Source organism: Pseudomonas sp. MEJ086 (assembly GCF_030209025.1).
Lineage (GTDB): Bacteria > Pseudomonadota > Gammaproteobacteria > Pseudomonadales > Pseudomonadaceae > Aquipseudomonas > Aquipseudomonas fulva_A.
Genome location: NZ_JARVSV010000008.1, coordinates 470,205 through 484,573, shown reverse-complemented (window position 1 = coordinate 484,573; position 14,369 = coordinate 470,205). Strand labels below are relative to the sequence as shown.

Annotated in this window: 15 protein-coding genes; 14 read left to right on the top strand and 1 reads right to left on the bottom strand. The window is 64.7% G+C overall.

Annotation, left to right across the window (positions count from 1 at the left end; all coding sequences use genetic code 11):
* Positions 1 to 56: 56 nt before the first annotated feature.
* Positions 57 to 827: a ParA family protein gene (locus tag QRN22_RS07460; protein WP_042552287.1), complete on the bottom strand. Its 771-nt coding sequence runs from the start codon at positions 825 to 827 to the stop codon at positions 57 to 59.
* A 291-nt stretch (positions 828 to 1,118) separates the two neighbouring features.
* On the opposite strand from QRN22_RS07460, the gene QRN22_RS07455 reads away from it, so the two are divergent.
* From QRN22_RS07455 to QRN22_RS07390, 14 genes are all read left to right on the top strand, one after another.
* A complete protein-coding gene (locus QRN22_RS07455; protein WP_042552286.1) occupies positions 1,119 to 1,832 on the top strand; it encodes a beta-ketoacyl synthase chain length factor in 714 nt (237 codons plus the stop codon).
* Positions 1,805 to 2,614 carry a lysophospholipid acyltransferase family protein gene (locus QRN22_RS07450; protein WP_197076951.1) on the top strand — a complete coding sequence of 270 codons (810 nt, stop codon included), beginning with the start codon at positions 1,805 to 1,807 and terminating at the stop codon, positions 2,612 to 2,614. Before QRN22_RS07455 ends, QRN22_RS07450 begins: the two co-directional genes overlap by 28 nt.
* The gene (locus QRN22_RS07445; RefSeq protein ID WP_042552285.1) at positions 2,595 to 2,855 is read left to right on the top strand and encodes a phosphopantetheine-binding protein; all 261 of its coding nucleotides are present in this window, start codon (positions 2,595 to 2,597) and stop codon (positions 2,853 to 2,855) included. Before QRN22_RS07450 ends, QRN22_RS07445 begins: the two co-directional genes overlap by 20 nt.
* Positions 2,856 to 2,866: 11 nt before the next feature.
* Positions 2,867 to 3,124, top strand: a complete 258-nt coding sequence (locus QRN22_RS07440; RefSeq protein WP_042552284.1) for an acyl carrier protein — start codon at positions 2,867 to 2,869, stop codon at positions 3,122 to 3,124.
* Complete coding sequence (locus QRN22_RS07435) at positions 3,121 to 3,666, top strand: COG4648 family protein (protein WP_042552283.1); 546 nt, start codon at positions 3,121 to 3,123, stop codon at positions 3,664 to 3,666. The genes QRN22_RS07440 and QRN22_RS07435 overlap by 4 nt, the downstream gene beginning before the upstream one ends.
* Positions 3,663 to 5,321: an acyl-CoA synthetase family protein gene (locus QRN22_RS07430; protein WP_042552282.1), complete on the top strand. Its 1,659-nt coding sequence runs from the start codon at positions 3,663 to 3,665 to the stop codon at positions 5,319 to 5,321. Before QRN22_RS07435 ends, QRN22_RS07430 begins: the two co-directional genes overlap by 4 nt.
* Entirely contained in the window at positions 5,318 to 6,067 is a 750-nt protein-coding gene (locus QRN22_RS07425; protein ID WP_042552281.1) for a glycosyltransferase family 2 protein, read from the top strand. Before QRN22_RS07430 ends, QRN22_RS07425 begins: the two co-directional genes overlap by 4 nt.
* The gene (locus QRN22_RS07420) at positions 6,067 to 7,002 is read left to right on the top strand and encodes a lysophospholipid acyltransferase family protein (protein WP_042552280.1); all 936 of its coding nucleotides are present in this window, start codon (positions 6,067 to 6,069) and stop codon (positions 7,000 to 7,002) included. Before QRN22_RS07425 ends, QRN22_RS07420 begins: the two co-directional genes overlap by 1 nt.
* Positions 6,983 to 8,524, top strand: coding sequence for an HAL/PAL/TAL family ammonia-lyase (locus QRN22_RS07415; RefSeq protein WP_042552279.1), 1,542 nt, complete (start codon positions 6,983 to 6,985; stop codon positions 8,522 to 8,524). Before QRN22_RS07420 ends, QRN22_RS07415 begins: the two co-directional genes overlap by 20 nt.
* Before the next feature lie 101 nt (positions 8,525 to 8,625).
* Positions 8,626 to 9,051, top strand: a complete 426-nt coding sequence (locus tag QRN22_RS07410) for an acyl-CoA thioesterase (RefSeq protein WP_042552278.1) — start codon at positions 8,626 to 8,628, stop codon at positions 9,049 to 9,051.
* A complete protein-coding gene (locus tag QRN22_RS07405) occupies positions 9,048 to 9,656 on the top strand; it encodes an outer membrane lipoprotein carrier protein LolA (RefSeq protein ID WP_042552277.1) in 609 nt (202 codons plus the stop codon). The genes QRN22_RS07410 and QRN22_RS07405 overlap by 4 nt, the downstream gene beginning before the upstream one ends.
* Complete coding sequence (locus QRN22_RS07400; protein WP_156152651.1) at positions 9,646 to 11,988, top strand: MMPL family transporter; 2,343 nt, start codon at positions 9,646 to 9,648, stop codon at positions 11,986 to 11,988. Before QRN22_RS07405 ends, QRN22_RS07400 begins: the two co-directional genes overlap by 11 nt.
* Positions 11,985 to 13,133 carry a cation:proton antiporter gene (locus QRN22_RS07395; protein WP_042552275.1) on the top strand — a complete coding sequence of 383 codons (1,149 nt, stop codon included), beginning with the start codon at positions 11,985 to 11,987 and terminating at the stop codon, positions 13,131 to 13,133. The genes QRN22_RS07400 and QRN22_RS07395 overlap by 4 nt, the downstream gene beginning before the upstream one ends.
* Positions 13,120 to 14,364, top strand: coding sequence for an NAD(P)/FAD-dependent oxidoreductase (locus QRN22_RS07390; protein ID WP_042552274.1), 1,245 nt, complete (start codon positions 13,120 to 13,122; stop codon positions 14,362 to 14,364). The genes QRN22_RS07395 and QRN22_RS07390 overlap by 14 nt, the downstream gene beginning before the upstream one ends.
* Positions 14,365 to 14,369: the final 5 nt, after the last annotated feature.

The window sequence follows — 14,369 nt, the reverse complement described above, 5'->3', positions numbered from 1 at the left end:
GCATCACCGTAGCCTGTGGTTGAGCGCAGTGATAGCAAAGCCTTGGCCTGACGCGATCAGCGCTGCTGCAACAGGTCGTGCAGCTCGACGTACTGCTGAGTGAGCTTGTGCCGGGGGTCGAGATAGATCAACGGCGTGCATGCCTGGTGTGATTCACGCATCTTCACCGAGCTCATCAGGTTCACCGGCAGCACCGGCAGCCCTTCGGCGATCAGCTCGTCGAGCAGTTGCTGCGGCAGCGAAGCACGCGGCTGAAACTGGTTGACCACGATGCCCTCCACTTCCAACGTTTCGTTGTGATCCTCCTTCAGCTCTTCGATCTCGCGCAGCAAGCCAAACAGGGCGTTGCGCGAGAAGGTGTCGCAATCGAAGGGAATCAACACGCGATCGGCGGCAATCAATGCGGAAACCGTATAGAAATTCAGCGCTGGCGGCGTATCCAGATAGATCTGCTCGTAGTCCTCGGAAAGCTCTTCGAGCAATTTGCGCAGCTTGTTGATCTTGTGCTTCTGCTCCAGCTTGGGCTGCAGTTCCGCCAGCTCGGCCGTGGCGGTGATCACATGCAGGTTCTCGAACGGCGTTTCGTAGATATCGACCTTGCTCTTCTTGGAAATCGGCCCGCTGGACAGGGTCTGCTTGAAGAAGTCGGCGATGCCCATGGGGATATCGTCACCGGTCAGCCCGGTCAGGTAGTGGGACGAATTGGCCTGAGCATCCAGATCGACCAGCAACGTCCGATAACCCTGGGAGGCACTCACCGCCGCCAGGTTGCAGGCAATGCTGGATTTGCCCACTCCACCCTTCTGATTGAAAACCACGCGCCGCATCTGCACCTCCATATTGAGCCGGGTCCGCCGGACTTTCAGCGCAAACCGCGTGGTAGCACCGAAACCTCCAAAGCCCCTAGTACATTGATACTAGGCATATGTTCTTGACAGTAGCGAGAAACGCGGTGAAACGCGTCATACATCAGAAAATCGCTACTTAATGTTTGCGGGGCCAAGTTATCACCCGGATAATGGCAGTGCAGCATCGCTCCCATCGACAAGGCTCTTGTCGCACAGGGCAGTCGTACAGACAAGGAATGCCCGGCGGGCCAAGCAGAGTTCCATCTAGAAATGCATTTCAGGATCGATCAATGGCGTGCCTGGGCCCCCGGCCTGGACAGTACGGATGACTGGCTCGCCTGGAGCAAGGCGCCCGAGCACCTGCACGATTCTGGCGAGAGCCCGGATGTCAGCTTTCTGCCGGCCCTGCAACGCCGTCGCTTGAGCCGTTTGGCTCGCATGGTTTTTCAGGTCGCCTGGCCGCTTGCCGAAGGTCACTCGGCCTTGCCGCTGGTGTTCGCGTCACGTCATGGCGAAACCCCGCGCAACCTGGCCATTCTCCAGGACCTTGCAGTAGCAGAACCGCTGTCGCCGACACAGTTCAGTCTTTCTGTGCACAACGCGATCATCGGTCAATGGTCGATCCTGCGCGGCGATACCAGCGAGATGACCGCGCTGGCCGGAGAAGGCGATGGCCTGGAAATGGCCATGCTCGAAGCCGCAACGCTGCTCGCCGATGGCGCACCGGCAGTGCTGCTGGTGATCGGAGAAGAGGCCCAGCCGGAACTTTACGCCTCGTTTATTGACGATGTTCCATTCCCCTACGCACTGGCTCTGCTGCTGGTACCAGGCGAAGACTGGAGTTTGCAACTGCGTACGGGCACCGGCCCACGCGCGCCGTGGCCGCACCCACTGAGCCTGATACAAGGCCTGTGCAACGGCTGCACAACCCTCGAACACACCTGGAAAGAGCGCCAATGGACCTGGTCACACAAAAGCCCGTGAGGCGCTACAGCGCGCCCTACTGGTGGCGACTGATCGCGACGGCGGCGAGCTTTACCCTGTTCGGCATCGGCGGCGTGGTACTTCGTGTGCTGGTGTTTCCCGTGCTGTCATTGCTGCCGGGCGGTGCCGCGGCTCAGCAGCGTCGCGCCCGCCAGGTGGTGAGCTGGAATTTCCGCACCTTCGTCAAGTTCATGCACCGCAGTGGCGTGCTCACCTATGAAGTCGAGCATGCCGACCGCCTGGGCCGCCCCGGACAGATGATCATCGCCAATCACCCCTCGCTGATCGATGTGGTGGTGACCATCGCCTTCACTCGCAACGCCAACTGCGTGGTGAAGCAAAGCCTGTGGAACAACCCCTGCATGCGTGGGCCGATCCGCTCCGCGGGTTACATCAGCAACAGCGGCAGCATGGACATGCTCGATGAAGCGGCCGGTGCACTGCAGCAAGGCCAGACGCTGGTCATCTTTCCGGAAGGCACGCGCACCACGCCAGGCTGTGCACCGGAGTTCCACCGGGGTGCCGCGGCCATCGCCTTGCGTGGCGCCCGTGTGATTACCCCGGTGGTCATCAGCGTCACACCTACCACCCTGACCAAGGCAGAGCCCTGGTACCGAATTCCAGCGCGGCGCTTCCACATTCACCTGCGCGTGGGTGAGGACATCGATCCGGCCCAGTTCAGCGCGATGGGTGCTGCACCGGTAGCGTCTCGCAAACTCAACGACCATTTGCATCAGCATTTCATAAAGGAGCTCGCAAGAGATGAGCGCTCTACAGCTTGAAATCAAACACCTGATCATCGACTCCCTGGGACTCGAAGACATCACCCCCCAGGACATCGACGACGACCTCACCCTGTTCGGTGAAGGCCTTGGCCTGGACTCGGTCGACGCCCTGGAGCTGGGTCTGGCGATCCAGAAGCGTTTCGGCATCAAGATCGATGCCGAAGCCAAGGACACCCGCACCCACTTCGCCAACGTGGCCAGCCTGGCAGCCTTCGTTGCCAGCCGCCAGGCAGCCTGAGGAAGGACACCATGCAAACCCGTGACGAAATCTTCGCCACCTTGCGCGACGCCCTGGTAGAGCTGTTCGAGCTGAGCCCCGAGCGGATCAGCCTGGATGCCAACCTGTACGAAGACCTGGAAATCGACAGCATCGATGCCGTCGATCTGATCGACCATATCAAGCGCCAGACCGGCAAGAAGATTGCCGCCGAAGCGTTCAAGTCGGTACGTACCGTCGGTGACGTGGTCGAAGCGGTCTACCAGTTGGTCAATGCGGAACCGGCATGAGCCGTCTGCTCGGCCTGCTGGTAGCGTTGGCCAGCGTGGCCTATCCGTTCGCCGTGTATTTCGGCGCGGGCCATCTTTCGCCCGCGGTGTTCGCCGGGCTGCTCGGCGGCCTCTGGCTGGCCCGCCTGCTCGCCAACCCGAATGATCGCAACAGCCGCAGGATGACCGGTGCGGTGCTGGTGTTCTGCCTGTTGCTGGCCCTGGCCGATGAGCCGGCGCTGCTGCGCTGGTACCCGGTACTGGTCAGCGCCCTGTTGCTGGCGCTGTTCGCCGGCAGCCTGAAGATCGGCATGCCGATAGCTGAACGCCTGGCACGCCTGCGCGAGCCCAATTTGCCCGAGGTCGCGGTGCGGTACACCCGCCGGGTAACCGAAGTCTGGGCAGTGTTCCTGCTCGCCAACGGCCTGGTGGTGGTGGCCCTGAACCTGTGGGCACCGCTGTCCTGGTGGACACTCTACACCGGGCTGATTTCTTACCTGCTGATGGGCCTGCTATTCGCCGGCGAATGGCTGGTGCGTCAACGTGTAAGGAGATTCGCATGAACTGGCTGAGCCTTGAAAACCTGCTGCTGGAGGCGGACGCCAGCCGCCAGGTAACCCCGGCGCTCGATCACGCACAGCTGTGCGGGCGAGCTCTGAGCCTGGCGGCACACTGGCAGGCAGCGGGTGTGAAGCGCATCGCCCTGCACCTGGAAGACGCCTCCGAGCTGGCCATTGCCCTGCTCGCCGCCTGGCAGGCCGACATTCACGTCCTGCTGCCTGCCGATGCGCAGCAGCAGACGCGCCAGCGCCTTGGTGCCCAGGTCGACCTGTGGCTGGAGCACCTCGATGACTCGATGGCTGCTGCCCCCCTGGCCGCCCGCCCGCTGGATCGTGAGCGCTGCCACCTGACCCTGTGCACCTCGGGCTCCAGCGGCGAACCCAAGCTGATCGACAAGAGCCTTGGCCAGCTGGCCAACGAAGTGCAGGCACTGGAAACGCTGTGGGGCGAACGCCTCGGCGATGCCCTGATCATCGGCAGCGTGGCCGCTCAGCACATCTACGGGCTGCTGTTCCGTGTGCTCTGGCCGCTGTGCGCTGGACGGGTATTTCTGCCCAGGGCGCTGCCCTTTCCTGAAGACCTGCAACTGGCCAGCCTGCCTCATCCGGCTTTCGCCTGGATCACCAGCCCAGCGCTGCTCAAGCGCATGGGCGACAACCTGGACTGGCCGGCACTGAGCCGCGTGCGTCAGGTATTTTCTTCCGGCGGCGCATTGCCAGCCGAAGCGGCCGCCTCCGTGCAGCAGCGCCTGGGCCAGTGGCCGACGGAAATCTACGGCAGTTCGGAAACCGGTGGCATCGCCTGGCGTCAGGGCGGAGAACACTGGCTGCCGTTCGCTGACGTGAAGCTCGAGCTGAACGACGAAGGCGCACTGCGCCTGAGCTCGCCTTATCTGCCTGCCGGGCATTGGGAACAGATGGCCGATGCCGCACAAATCGAGGCTGATGGCCGCTTCATGCTCGGCGCCCGCCTGGACCGCATCGTCAAACTGGAAGAAAAACGCATTTCCCTGCCCCTGCTGGAGCAGGCCCTGGCGCTGCATGAATGGGTCAGTGAAGCGCGCCTTGGCGTCTTGCAGCAGGGCCGTGCCTTTCTCGGCGCACTGGTGGCGCTGTCTCCGGAAGGCCTGCACGTGTTGCGTAATCAGGGCCGTCGCCATCTGACCGAGAGCCTGCGCCAGCACCTGGCCGGCCATTGCGAACCCATCGCCCTGCCACGCCGCTGGCGCCTGCTGCCCCATCTGCCGTACAGCAGCCAGGGCAAGCTGGGTCAGGCGCAGGTCAACGACCTGCTGGCCGCCGACCGCCCCACGCGGGTCGCGCCGATCAGCGCACGGGAAGAGCAAGACGAGTGGCATCTGGAACTGGACGTGCCCCTGGATCTGGCGCACTTCAGCGGCCACTTTCCGGGCACGCCGGTGCTGCCAGGTGTGGTGCAGATCGACTGGGCGCAACAGTTGGCGCGTACCCTGATCAGCGATCTGCCGCCATTGTTCGGCGGCATGGAAGTGCTCAAGTTCCAGCAACTGGTGCGCCCTGGCGACCGCCTGCAGCTGACCCTGCGTTTCGACGCCGAGCGTAACAAGCTGTACTTCACCTTCCGCAACGGCGAGGCCAACTGCTCCTCCGGCCGCATCCTGCTCAAGGCCGCGCCATGACACCGATTGCTGCCGCTCACCGCCCTTGCGCGCTGATCCCGGTGTACAACCATGAGCATGCGTTGCCCGCAGTGGTCGCCGCCCTGCTCGAAGCCGGGCTGCCTTGCGTGCTGGTCGACGATGCATCCGGCGCCGCTTGCGCGGCAGTAATCGACAAGCTCGCGACTGAAGCCGATACCTACCTGCTGCGTTTGCCCGAGAATCAGGGCAAGGGCGGCGCGGTAATGGCCGGCCTGCGCGAAGCGCAGCGCCTGGGGTTCAGCCATGCCCTGCAAGTGGACGCCGATGGCCAGCACGACCTGCTGGCGGTAGAGGCCTTTCTCGACGAATCCCGTGCCCATCCCGAGGCGATCGTCTGTGGCTACCCGCAGTACGACGCCAGCGTGCCCAAGGGCCGCCTCTACGCCCGCTACCTGACCCACGTCTGGGTGTGGATCAACAGCCTGTCGCTGCAGATCCGCGATTCCATGTGCGGCTTTCGCGTCTACCCGCTGGCCGCCAGCGTGGCGCTGATCGACTCGGCGAAACTCGGCAAGCGCATGGATTTCGACTCGGAAATTCTCGTGCGCCTGTCCTGGCGTGGGCAGCCGATGCGCTGGCTGCCGACCCGCGTGCACTATCCCGCGGATGGCGTCTCGCATTTCCGCCTGTGGCAGGACAACGTACTGATCTCGAAAATGCATGCGCGGCTGTTCTTCGGCATGCTCTGCCGGGCGCCCATGCTGCTCTACCGGCGGTGGCGCTGATGGACCGCAGCAGACATTGGGCCGGCCAGCGCGAGCGCGGCAGTTTCGCCCTGATGAAATTCACCGCCCTGGCCTCCCGCTACCTGGGCCGCCGTGCACTGAGCCCGCTGCTGTATCTGATCGTCGCGTACTTCTTCCTGTTCGGTGCCAAGGCGCGGCGCAGCGTTCGCCACTATCAGAACAACCTGGCGAGCTGGAGCGCGCGCCCTGAGCTGCGCCCGACCCGTCGCTCGGTATTCGCCCAGTTCATGGCCTTCGCCGACAGCCTGCTGGACAAACTGGACGTATGGAGCGGCCGCCTGAATTTCAGCGACATCGAACTGATCGACCCGCACGGGCTGCACGGCCAGATGAGCGGAACACGCGGCCAGCTGCTGGTCGGCGCCCACCTGGGCAACCTCGAAGTGTGCCGTGCCCTGGCCGAGCTGAGCGCCCAGGTGCGCATGAACGTGCTCGTTCACACCCGGCACGCCGAGCAGTTCAATCGCCTGCTCAAGGAAACCGGTGCCAACAACCTGCGGCTGATTCAGGTCAGCGAACTGGACCCGGCGGTGATGATGCGCTTGGCCGATCACCTGGAGCGCGGCGAATGGCTGGCAATCGCCGGCGATCGCGTGCCACTGCACGGCGAGCGTACGGTGAACGTGGACTTTCTCGGCCAGTCGGCGCCCCTGCCCCAGGGCCCCTGGCTGCTCGCCGGGCTGTTGCAGTGCCCGGTCAACCTGATCGACTGCCTGAAGATCGATGGCCGCTACAAGGTCATGCTGCAGCCGTTCACCGAGGCCGTGCAGTGGAAGCGCAGCGAGCGCGAAGCGGTCATCCAGGCCTGGGCACAACGCTACGCCGACCACCTGGCCCAACGCTGCCTGCAAGCCCCGCGGCAGTGGTTCAATTTCTATCCGTTCTGGAACGACCATGACAACCAATCAGCCTGAAACGGTGACCTTCGGCGCTCAGCCGCTGCGTCTTGAACAGATCGTCGGCCTGGCCCAGCGCACTGCGCGCGGCGAGCTGGACAGCAGTGCCGAATGGCGCGATCGCATTGGCCGCGGTGCGCGATTCGTCGACAGCCTGCTGGACCGCGAAGGCATGATCTACGGCATCACCACCGGCTACGGCGACTCCTGCGTGGTGGCGGTACCGCTGCACCAGGTCGAGGCGCTGCCCCGTCATCTGTACACCTTCCACGGTTGCGGCCTGGGCAAGCTGCTCGACGAGCAGGCCACCCGAGCGGTGCTGGCGGCCCGCTTGCAGTCGCTCTGCCAGGGCATGTCCGGGGTTCGCCTGGAGCTGCTGGAGCGTCTGCAGGCGTTCATCGAACACGACGTGCTGCCGCTGATTCCGGAAGAGGGCTCGGTGGGCGCCAGTGGCGATCTGACGCCGCTGTCCTACATCGCTGCGACCCTGTGTGGCGAGCGCGAGGTGATGTATCGCGGCGAACGCCGCAGCGCCGCTGACGTTCACGCCGAACTGGGCTGGACGCCGCTGGTGCTGCGCCCCAAGGAAGCCCTGGCGCTGATGAACGGCACCGCGGTGATGACCGCCCTGGCCTGCCAGGCCTATTCCCGCGCCGATTACCTGCTCAAGCTGGCGACACGCATCACCGCGCTCAACGTGATCGCCCTGCAGGGCAACCCGGAACACTTCGACGAGCGCCTGTTCGCCGCCAAGCCGCACCCGGGCCAGAACCAGGTGGCCGCCTGGATTCGCCAGGACCTGGCCATCGACGCGCCGACCGCCCCGCTGCACCGCCTGCAGGATCGCTACTCGATCCGCTGCGCGCCACACGTGCTTGGCGTATTGGCCGACAGCCTGGGGCTGCTGCGCCAGTTCATCGAAACCGAGCTGAACAGCGCCAACGACAACCCGCTGATCGACCCCGACGAGGAACGCGTACTGCACGGCGGGCATTTCTACGGCGGGCATATCGCCTTCGCCATGGACAGCCTGAAGAACCTGATCGGCAACCTCGCCGACCTGCTCGACCGTCAGCTCGCCCTGCTGGTCGACACCCGTTACAACCACGGCCTGCCAAGCAACCTGTCCGGTGCCCCGGCAGAGACCGCGATGATCAACCATGGCTTCAAGGCCGTGCAGATCGGTGCCAGCGCCTGGACGGCCGAGGCGTTGAAGAACACCCTGCCGGCAAGCGTGTTCTCGCGCTCCACCGAATGCCACAACCAGGACAAGGTGAGCATGGGCACCATCGCCGCCCGTGACGCCCTGCGCAGCCTGGAGCTGGCCGAGCAGGTCGCCGCGGCCACGCTGCTGGCTGCCAATCAGGGTGTCTGGCTGCGCCAGCGCGCCGAAGCCAGCGTTCTGCCGGCCGCCCTCGCGGACATGCGCGGGCAGTTGGGCGAAGACTTCCCGCCGCTGATCGAAGATCGCGCCCTGGAAGGCGAACTGCGCCTGTGCCTGCAACGCATCCGTGCCCAGCACTGGAGCCTTTATGCGTAATTCGCCTCATGCCGATGAACCTGTGGGAGCGCGCCATGCCCGCGAATCGCGCGCATGGCGCGCTCCCACATTCTATGTCATGACAGGGGAGCTCATCGCCCATGCGCGCTAAAGGCGTTCTGCAGGCCGAGGTGGAAATCCTCGTGCCGTTCTTCGACGTGGACATGATGGAAATCGTCTGGCACGGCCACTACGTCAAATACTTCGAGCAGGCCCGCTGTGCACTGCTCGACCGGCTCGCCCACGGCTACCCGCAGATGCGCGACAGTGGCTACGCCTGGCCGGTGATCGATCTGCAACTGCGCTATATCCGCGGTGCCCAGTTCGGCCAGCGCATTACCGTGTGCGCCGATCTGGTGGAGTGGGAAAACCGTCTGAAGATCCACTACCTGATCAGCGACACCGCTACCGGCGAGCGCATGACCCGCGGCAGCAGCGTGCAGGTGGCCGTGGAAATAGCCAGCCGCGAGATGCAGCTGGCCTCCCCTCAGGTATTCATCGATGCCGTACAGCGGGTGATCGCATGAAGTTACCTACGCGCTTCGTTGTGCTGCTCGGCCTGATGCTGACCACGCTGTGCAGCCAGGCAGAGCCTCTGACCCTCGACGAACTCGGCAAGCAGCTCTCCCAGCATGCCGTGGTTCGCGGGCCGTTCATTCAGGAAAAGCATCTGCGTGCCCTGCCCCAGCCCCTGACCAGCACCGGCGAGTTCGTGCTCACCGCCGATGCCAGCCTGCTCTGGAAGCTGCGCAAGCCGCTGCAGCAGGACTACCGTATCGACTCCAAGGGGATCGCCCGACGCACTCCTGACGGCTGGCAGATGCAACCGGGGCGCGACGTTGCCGCGCAACAGAGCCGCCTTTTCCTCGACGTGCTCAAGGGCGACCACACCGGCCTGGCACGGGATTTCGACCTGCAACTGAGCGGCGACGCCAAGGCCTGGACGCTGACCCTGCTGCCGACGTCGATGCTGCTCAAGCAGGTATTCAGCCGCATCGATATCAGCGGTGGCGATCTGGTCGAGCGCATCGAACTGCACGAAACCCAGGGCGACCGCACACTGATGCGCATGCCCGCCAGCGTGGTGGACGACAGCCTGAGCGAACAGGAGCGCAGTGATCTTGCCCGCTGAACCTGGAAAAGCACTTATCGAGCGCCGCCTGCCGCGGCTGTTCGCCGTGCTGCTGCTGGCGCTGCTCGCGCTGACGGCCTGGCAGTGGCGCAGCGGCCCGCCGGTGGCAGCCAGCATGCTCGCCCTGCTGCCCAGTGGCGCAGGCGATGCCCGCCTGCAACAGGCCGAAGCGCGCATGCAGGAGCCCATTCAGCGCGATGTGCTGGTATTGGTCGGCCACCCCGAGCGCGACCGTGCCGTGGACCTCGCGGCGACCCTCGGTCAGCAATGGCGCGATAGCGGTCACTTCGAAAAGGTGCGCTGGACACTCGACAACGATCTGGATGCGCTCCGCCAGGATCTGCGTGAAAGCCGCCTCAACCTGCTGCCTGCTGCCGACCGTCAGTTACTGACCGAACACCCGCAAGCCTTCATCGAGCAGCGCACTGCCGAGCTGTTCGACCCCTTCGCGTCCTTCAGCCTGCTTGCCCCGGAACAGGACTGGCTTGGCCTCGGCGGGCGTGCTCAACAGGCATTGAATTTCGGCGGCCGCATACAGCCGGATCTGGCCAGCGGCACCTTGTTGGTCAAGGAATCAGGCATGACCTGGGCGGTGCTGAACCTGCACAGCCGCGGCGACGCCTTCGACATGCAGGCGCCACTGGCCATCGCCCAGAGCATCCAGGCAGCGCGTGCCACCACCGAGGCCGCGGGCGGCCAGTTGCTCGCCACCGGTGGTGCCCTGTATGCCGCGGCAGGCCAGAGCAAGGCCATGGGCGAGATGACCCTGATCGGCGGTGCCGCCAGCCTTGGTACCCTGCTACTTCTGCTGCTGGCATTCAGGCGCCCGCGCGTACTGCTCAGCCTGCTGCCCATCGGCGTCGCCCTGCTGGCTGGCAGCGCCGCCTGCGTGCTCATCTTCGGGCAGATCAATGCCCTGACTCTGGTACTGGGCGCCAGCCTGATCGGTGTCGCGGCCGACTACCCGCTGCATTACCTGAGCAAGAGCTGGGGCCATGTGGAGTGGCGCAGCTGGAGCGCGCTGCGCAGTACCCTGCCAGGCCTGAGTCTGAGCCTGGGCACCAACCTGATCGGCTACCTGGCACTGGCCTTCACGCCGTTCCCGGCCCTCACCCAGATCGCGGCGTTCTCCGCTGCGGGCCTGATCGGGGCCTACCTCTGTTCGGTCTGCCTGCTTCCCGCCTGGCTGGATGGCATGCGACTGCGCCCGGCACCTCGCTTGCTGGCGATTGCCACACGCCTGCTGAGCTGGCATTCCCGCATACAGAGCGGCAACGGCAATTTCTGGCTGCTCGGCGCGTTCCTGCTGTTCTGCGCTGGCGGTATCTGGCAGCTGCACAGCCAGAACGACCTGCGCCAATGGCTGGGCAAGGACCCGGCGCTGTTCGCCCAGTCGCAACGCATCGTCGAACTCACCGGACAGCAGCCCACCAGCCAGTTCTTCCTGGTGCGCGCCAGCGACGAGGCGCAACTGCTGCAGCGCCAGCAGGCGCTGGGCGCACGCCTGGATACGCTGGTGCAAAACCAACAGTTGCGCAGCTACCTGTCGCTCAACCAACTGGTAGCACCTGAGGCACAACTACAGGCGCTGCGCACTGCCCTGACGGAGCTGCCGAAATACTGGCAGGCACTGCTCGATCTGGGCGTGCCGGCAAGCGCCTTGCAAGCGGAGCTGCAGCAGTTGCTGGAACAGCCGCAGAGCAGTCTGGATCAGGCCCTCGCCGGCCCGCTGGGCGAACCGTGGCGAACCCTGTGGCTCGGCCGCGACGACAGCGGCGTGGCGGCCATCGTCAGCCTGCAGGGGCAGACCGACAGCACACTGCTGCAAACCGCCGCAGACGGCCTCGACGGCGTACAACTGGTCGACCGCCTGGGCGAGTTGAACAAGCTGTTCGCCGCCACCCAGATCAGCGCCGCCGAACTCAAGCTGATCTCCTGCCTGGCGATCGTGCTGCTGCTGTGCATCCCGTTCGGCATCGGCGGCGCACTGCGGGTGGTCTGCCTGCCGCTGCTGGCCGCCCTCGCGGCGCTGGCCTGCCTGGGTTGGCTGGGCCAGCCACTGACCCTGTTCAGCCTGTTCGGCCTGCTGCTGATCACTGCCATCGGTGTCGATTACGCCATCCTGATGCGCGAAAATATCGGCGGCCCCGCCGTCAGCCTGCTCGGCACCCTGCTTTCGGCGGTGTCCAGCTGGCTGTCGTTCGGCCTGCTGCTGATCAGCCAGACACCCGCCATCGCCAACTTCGGCCTGGCCATCAGCCTGGGGCTGATGTTCTGCTTCATGCTCTCACCCTGGGCCGCAACACGGTCTGACAAGGAGGTCATCGCGTGACCGTGCTTGGTTTCTGGCTGCTGGCCCTGGCGATCTACGCCTTGGTCAGCATCGTTGGCGGTCGTCGCCTGATCCCCATCGTTGGCCAGTTGCTGGTCGCCAGCCTGGCGGTACCCGCGCTGTTGCTCGGCTGGGTCGAGCCGCACCTGCAACTCAGTGCGGCCGACCTGCTCGCGCCCATCTGGATAAACCTGCTCTACGGCCTGTGCTTCGCTCTGCTGCTGGGCTATATCCTCAGCGATGTGATCGACCTGGAGCTGAGCCCGGCATGCCTGAAGATCGCTCTGCCAAGCTTTCTGATTCCCTTGCTGGCCGGCCTGGCCTGTGCGCTATGGGTACTGCCCGGTGACTATGGCTGGCTGAGCGCGGTGGGTATCGGCCTGTTGTTCTCGATCACCGCGATCCCGGTGCTCTACCTGTTCCTGCAGAGCATCGACTATCCGCCCGCAGCGACCAGACGCCTGCTGCACGCGGCGATCCTGATGGACTTCATGTGCTGGAGCCTGTTCGGCCTGGCCCAGGGCAGCAGCCATCCGATCAGCCTGCTGTGGCCTCTGCTGGCTGCCGCCCTGCCACTGCTGCTGCACCTGTTCAAGCTGCGCCACCCGCTGTTCTATAGCCTGCCGTTCTTCGCCCTAATGGTGCTGCTGCACAACCTCAAGCTCAATGCACTGGTATTCGGCATCGCCTACATGCTGTGCCTCGCCGCGATCCGCGTACCGTTCCGCCTGCCGCTGCCGGAGCGGCAATGGAAGCTGCTGATCAATGGCCTGGCCGTTCCGCTGATCCTCACTTGCGGCGTCCTGCGCGTGGACTTCCATGGCATTGGCGCCTCGGACTCCTGGCTCGCCGTCGGCGTACTGCTGGTGGCGCCAGTGGCCAGCAAGCTGCTGGGCAGTTGGCTTGGCCTGCATTGGGCCGAGCCCGCTGCCTCGGCGCGGATCAAGTGGCAGGAAAGCCTGCTGCTGAATATCCGCGGGCTGACCGAAATCGTCTTCCTCAACCTGCTCCTGCAATTGCAGCTGATCGATGCCATGGTCTATTTCGGCCTGCTGCTGATGAGCCTGTTCTCCACCCTGCTGCCGGCCCTGCTGGGTCGGCGTGCATACACACGCGAGGCGAAAAGCCGCTATGAAGTCTCCTGAAGTCCAACAGCATCAGATCGTCGTAGTCGGCGCCGGCCCATCCGGGGCCATCGCTGCCGCCATCCTCAAACGCAAGGGCCACGAGGTGCTGATTCTCGAGCGCCAGCGTTTCCCGCGGTTCTCGATCGGTGAAAGCCTGCTGTCGCATTGCCTGGACTTCGTCGAAGAAGCCGGAATGATCGACGCGGTGCGCGCGGCTGGCTTCCAGACCAAGCACGGCGCGGCTTTCGCCTGGGACGATCGCTACACCGACTTCGACTTCCGCGAGACCTTCACGAAAAGCTTCGGCTCGACCTTCCAGGTGCAGCGCGCCACGTTCGACAAGGTGCTCGCCGACGACGCCGAGCGCCAGGGCGTGACCATCCGCTACGAAGAGGAAATCGTCGCCGTGGACTTCAGCGGCGAGCAGCCGCTGCTGTCGGTGCGTCGCCTGACCGATGGCCACGAGTACCAGGTGCGCTGCACCTTCGTGCTCGACGCCAGTGGCTATGGCCGCCTGCTGCCGCGCCTGCTCGACCTCGAGCTACCGTCCAACCTGCCGATGCGCAAGGCGCTGTTCACCCATATCGAAGACCGTATCGATCACCCGGCCTTCGACCGCGAGAAGATCCTCATCACCACCCACCCGACCCTGCGCGACGTGTGGTTCTGGACCATTCCGTTCAGCAACGGTCGCTGCTCCCTCGGCGTGGTCGGCCTGGCCGAGCGCTTCGACGGCTACCCGGAGGACAAGGACGCGGCGCTCAAGCAGTTCGTCGCCGAAACGCCGAGCCTGACCAAGGTGCTGGGCAACGCCGTCTGGGATACCCCGGTTGGCGAGATCAAGGGCTACTCGGCCAATGTCAAAACCCTGCACGGCCCTGGCTTCGCCCTGCTCGGCAATGCCGCCGAGTTCCTCGACCCGGTGTTCTCCTCCGGCGTGACCATCGCCATGCGCTCGGCGAGCATGGCCGCGAATCTGCTGCATCGCCAGTTGAACGGGGAAAGCGTGGATTGGGAACTGGACTTCGCCGTGCCGCTCAAACGCGGCGTCGACACCTTCCGCGTCTACGTGGAAGGCTGGTACGACGGCAGCTTCCAGGACGTGATCTATTACCCCAATGCCTCGCCCGAAATCCGCGCCATGATCAGTTCCATTCTCGCCGGCTATGCCTGGGACGAGCGCAACCCATACGTTGCCGAACCACGCCGTCGCCTGCGGGTTCTCGCCGAACTGTGCGCCAGTGCCTGAGGAGA

Coding starts and splice junctions, on each gene's coding strand:
- QRN22_RS07460 (WP_042552287.1), bottom strand. CDS start 827: ATGCGGCGCGTGGTTTTCAATCAGAAGGGTGGAGTGGGCAAATCCAGC.
- QRN22_RS07455 (WP_042552286.1), top strand. CDS start 1,119: ATGCATTTCAGGATCGATCAATGGCGTGCCTGGGCCCCCGGCCTGGAC.
- QRN22_RS07450 (WP_197076951.1), top strand. CDS start 1,805: ATGGACCTGGTCACACAAAAGCCCGTGAGGCGCTACAGCGCGCCCTAC.
- QRN22_RS07445 (WP_042552285.1), top strand. CDS start 2,595: ATGAGCGCTCTACAGCTTGAAATCAAACACCTGATCATCGACTCCCTG.
- QRN22_RS07440 (WP_042552284.1), top strand. CDS start 2,867: ATGCAAACCCGTGACGAAATCTTCGCCACCTTGCGCGACGCCCTGGTA.
- QRN22_RS07435 (WP_042552283.1), top strand. CDS start 3,121: ATGAGCCGTCTGCTCGGCCTGCTGGTAGCGTTGGCCAGCGTGGCCTAT.
- QRN22_RS07430 (WP_042552282.1), top strand. CDS start 3,663: ATGAACTGGCTGAGCCTTGAAAACCTGCTGCTGGAGGCGGACGCCAGC.
- QRN22_RS07425 (WP_042552281.1), top strand. CDS start 5,318: ATGACACCGATTGCTGCCGCTCACCGCCCTTGCGCGCTGATCCCGGTG.
- QRN22_RS07420 (WP_042552280.1), top strand. CDS start 6,067: ATGGACCGCAGCAGACATTGGGCCGGCCAGCGCGAGCGCGGCAGTTTC.
- QRN22_RS07415 (WP_042552279.1), top strand. CDS start 6,983: ATGACAACCAATCAGCCTGAAACGGTGACCTTCGGCGCTCAGCCGCTG.
- QRN22_RS07410 (WP_042552278.1), top strand. CDS start 8,626: ATGCGCGCTAAAGGCGTTCTGCAGGCCGAGGTGGAAATCCTCGTGCCG.
- QRN22_RS07405 (WP_042552277.1), top strand. CDS start 9,048: ATGAAGTTACCTACGCGCTTCGTTGTGCTGCTCGGCCTGATGCTGACC.
- QRN22_RS07390 (WP_042552274.1), top strand. CDS start 13,120: ATGAAGTCTCCTGAAGTCCAACAGCATCAGATCGTCGTAGTCGGCGCC.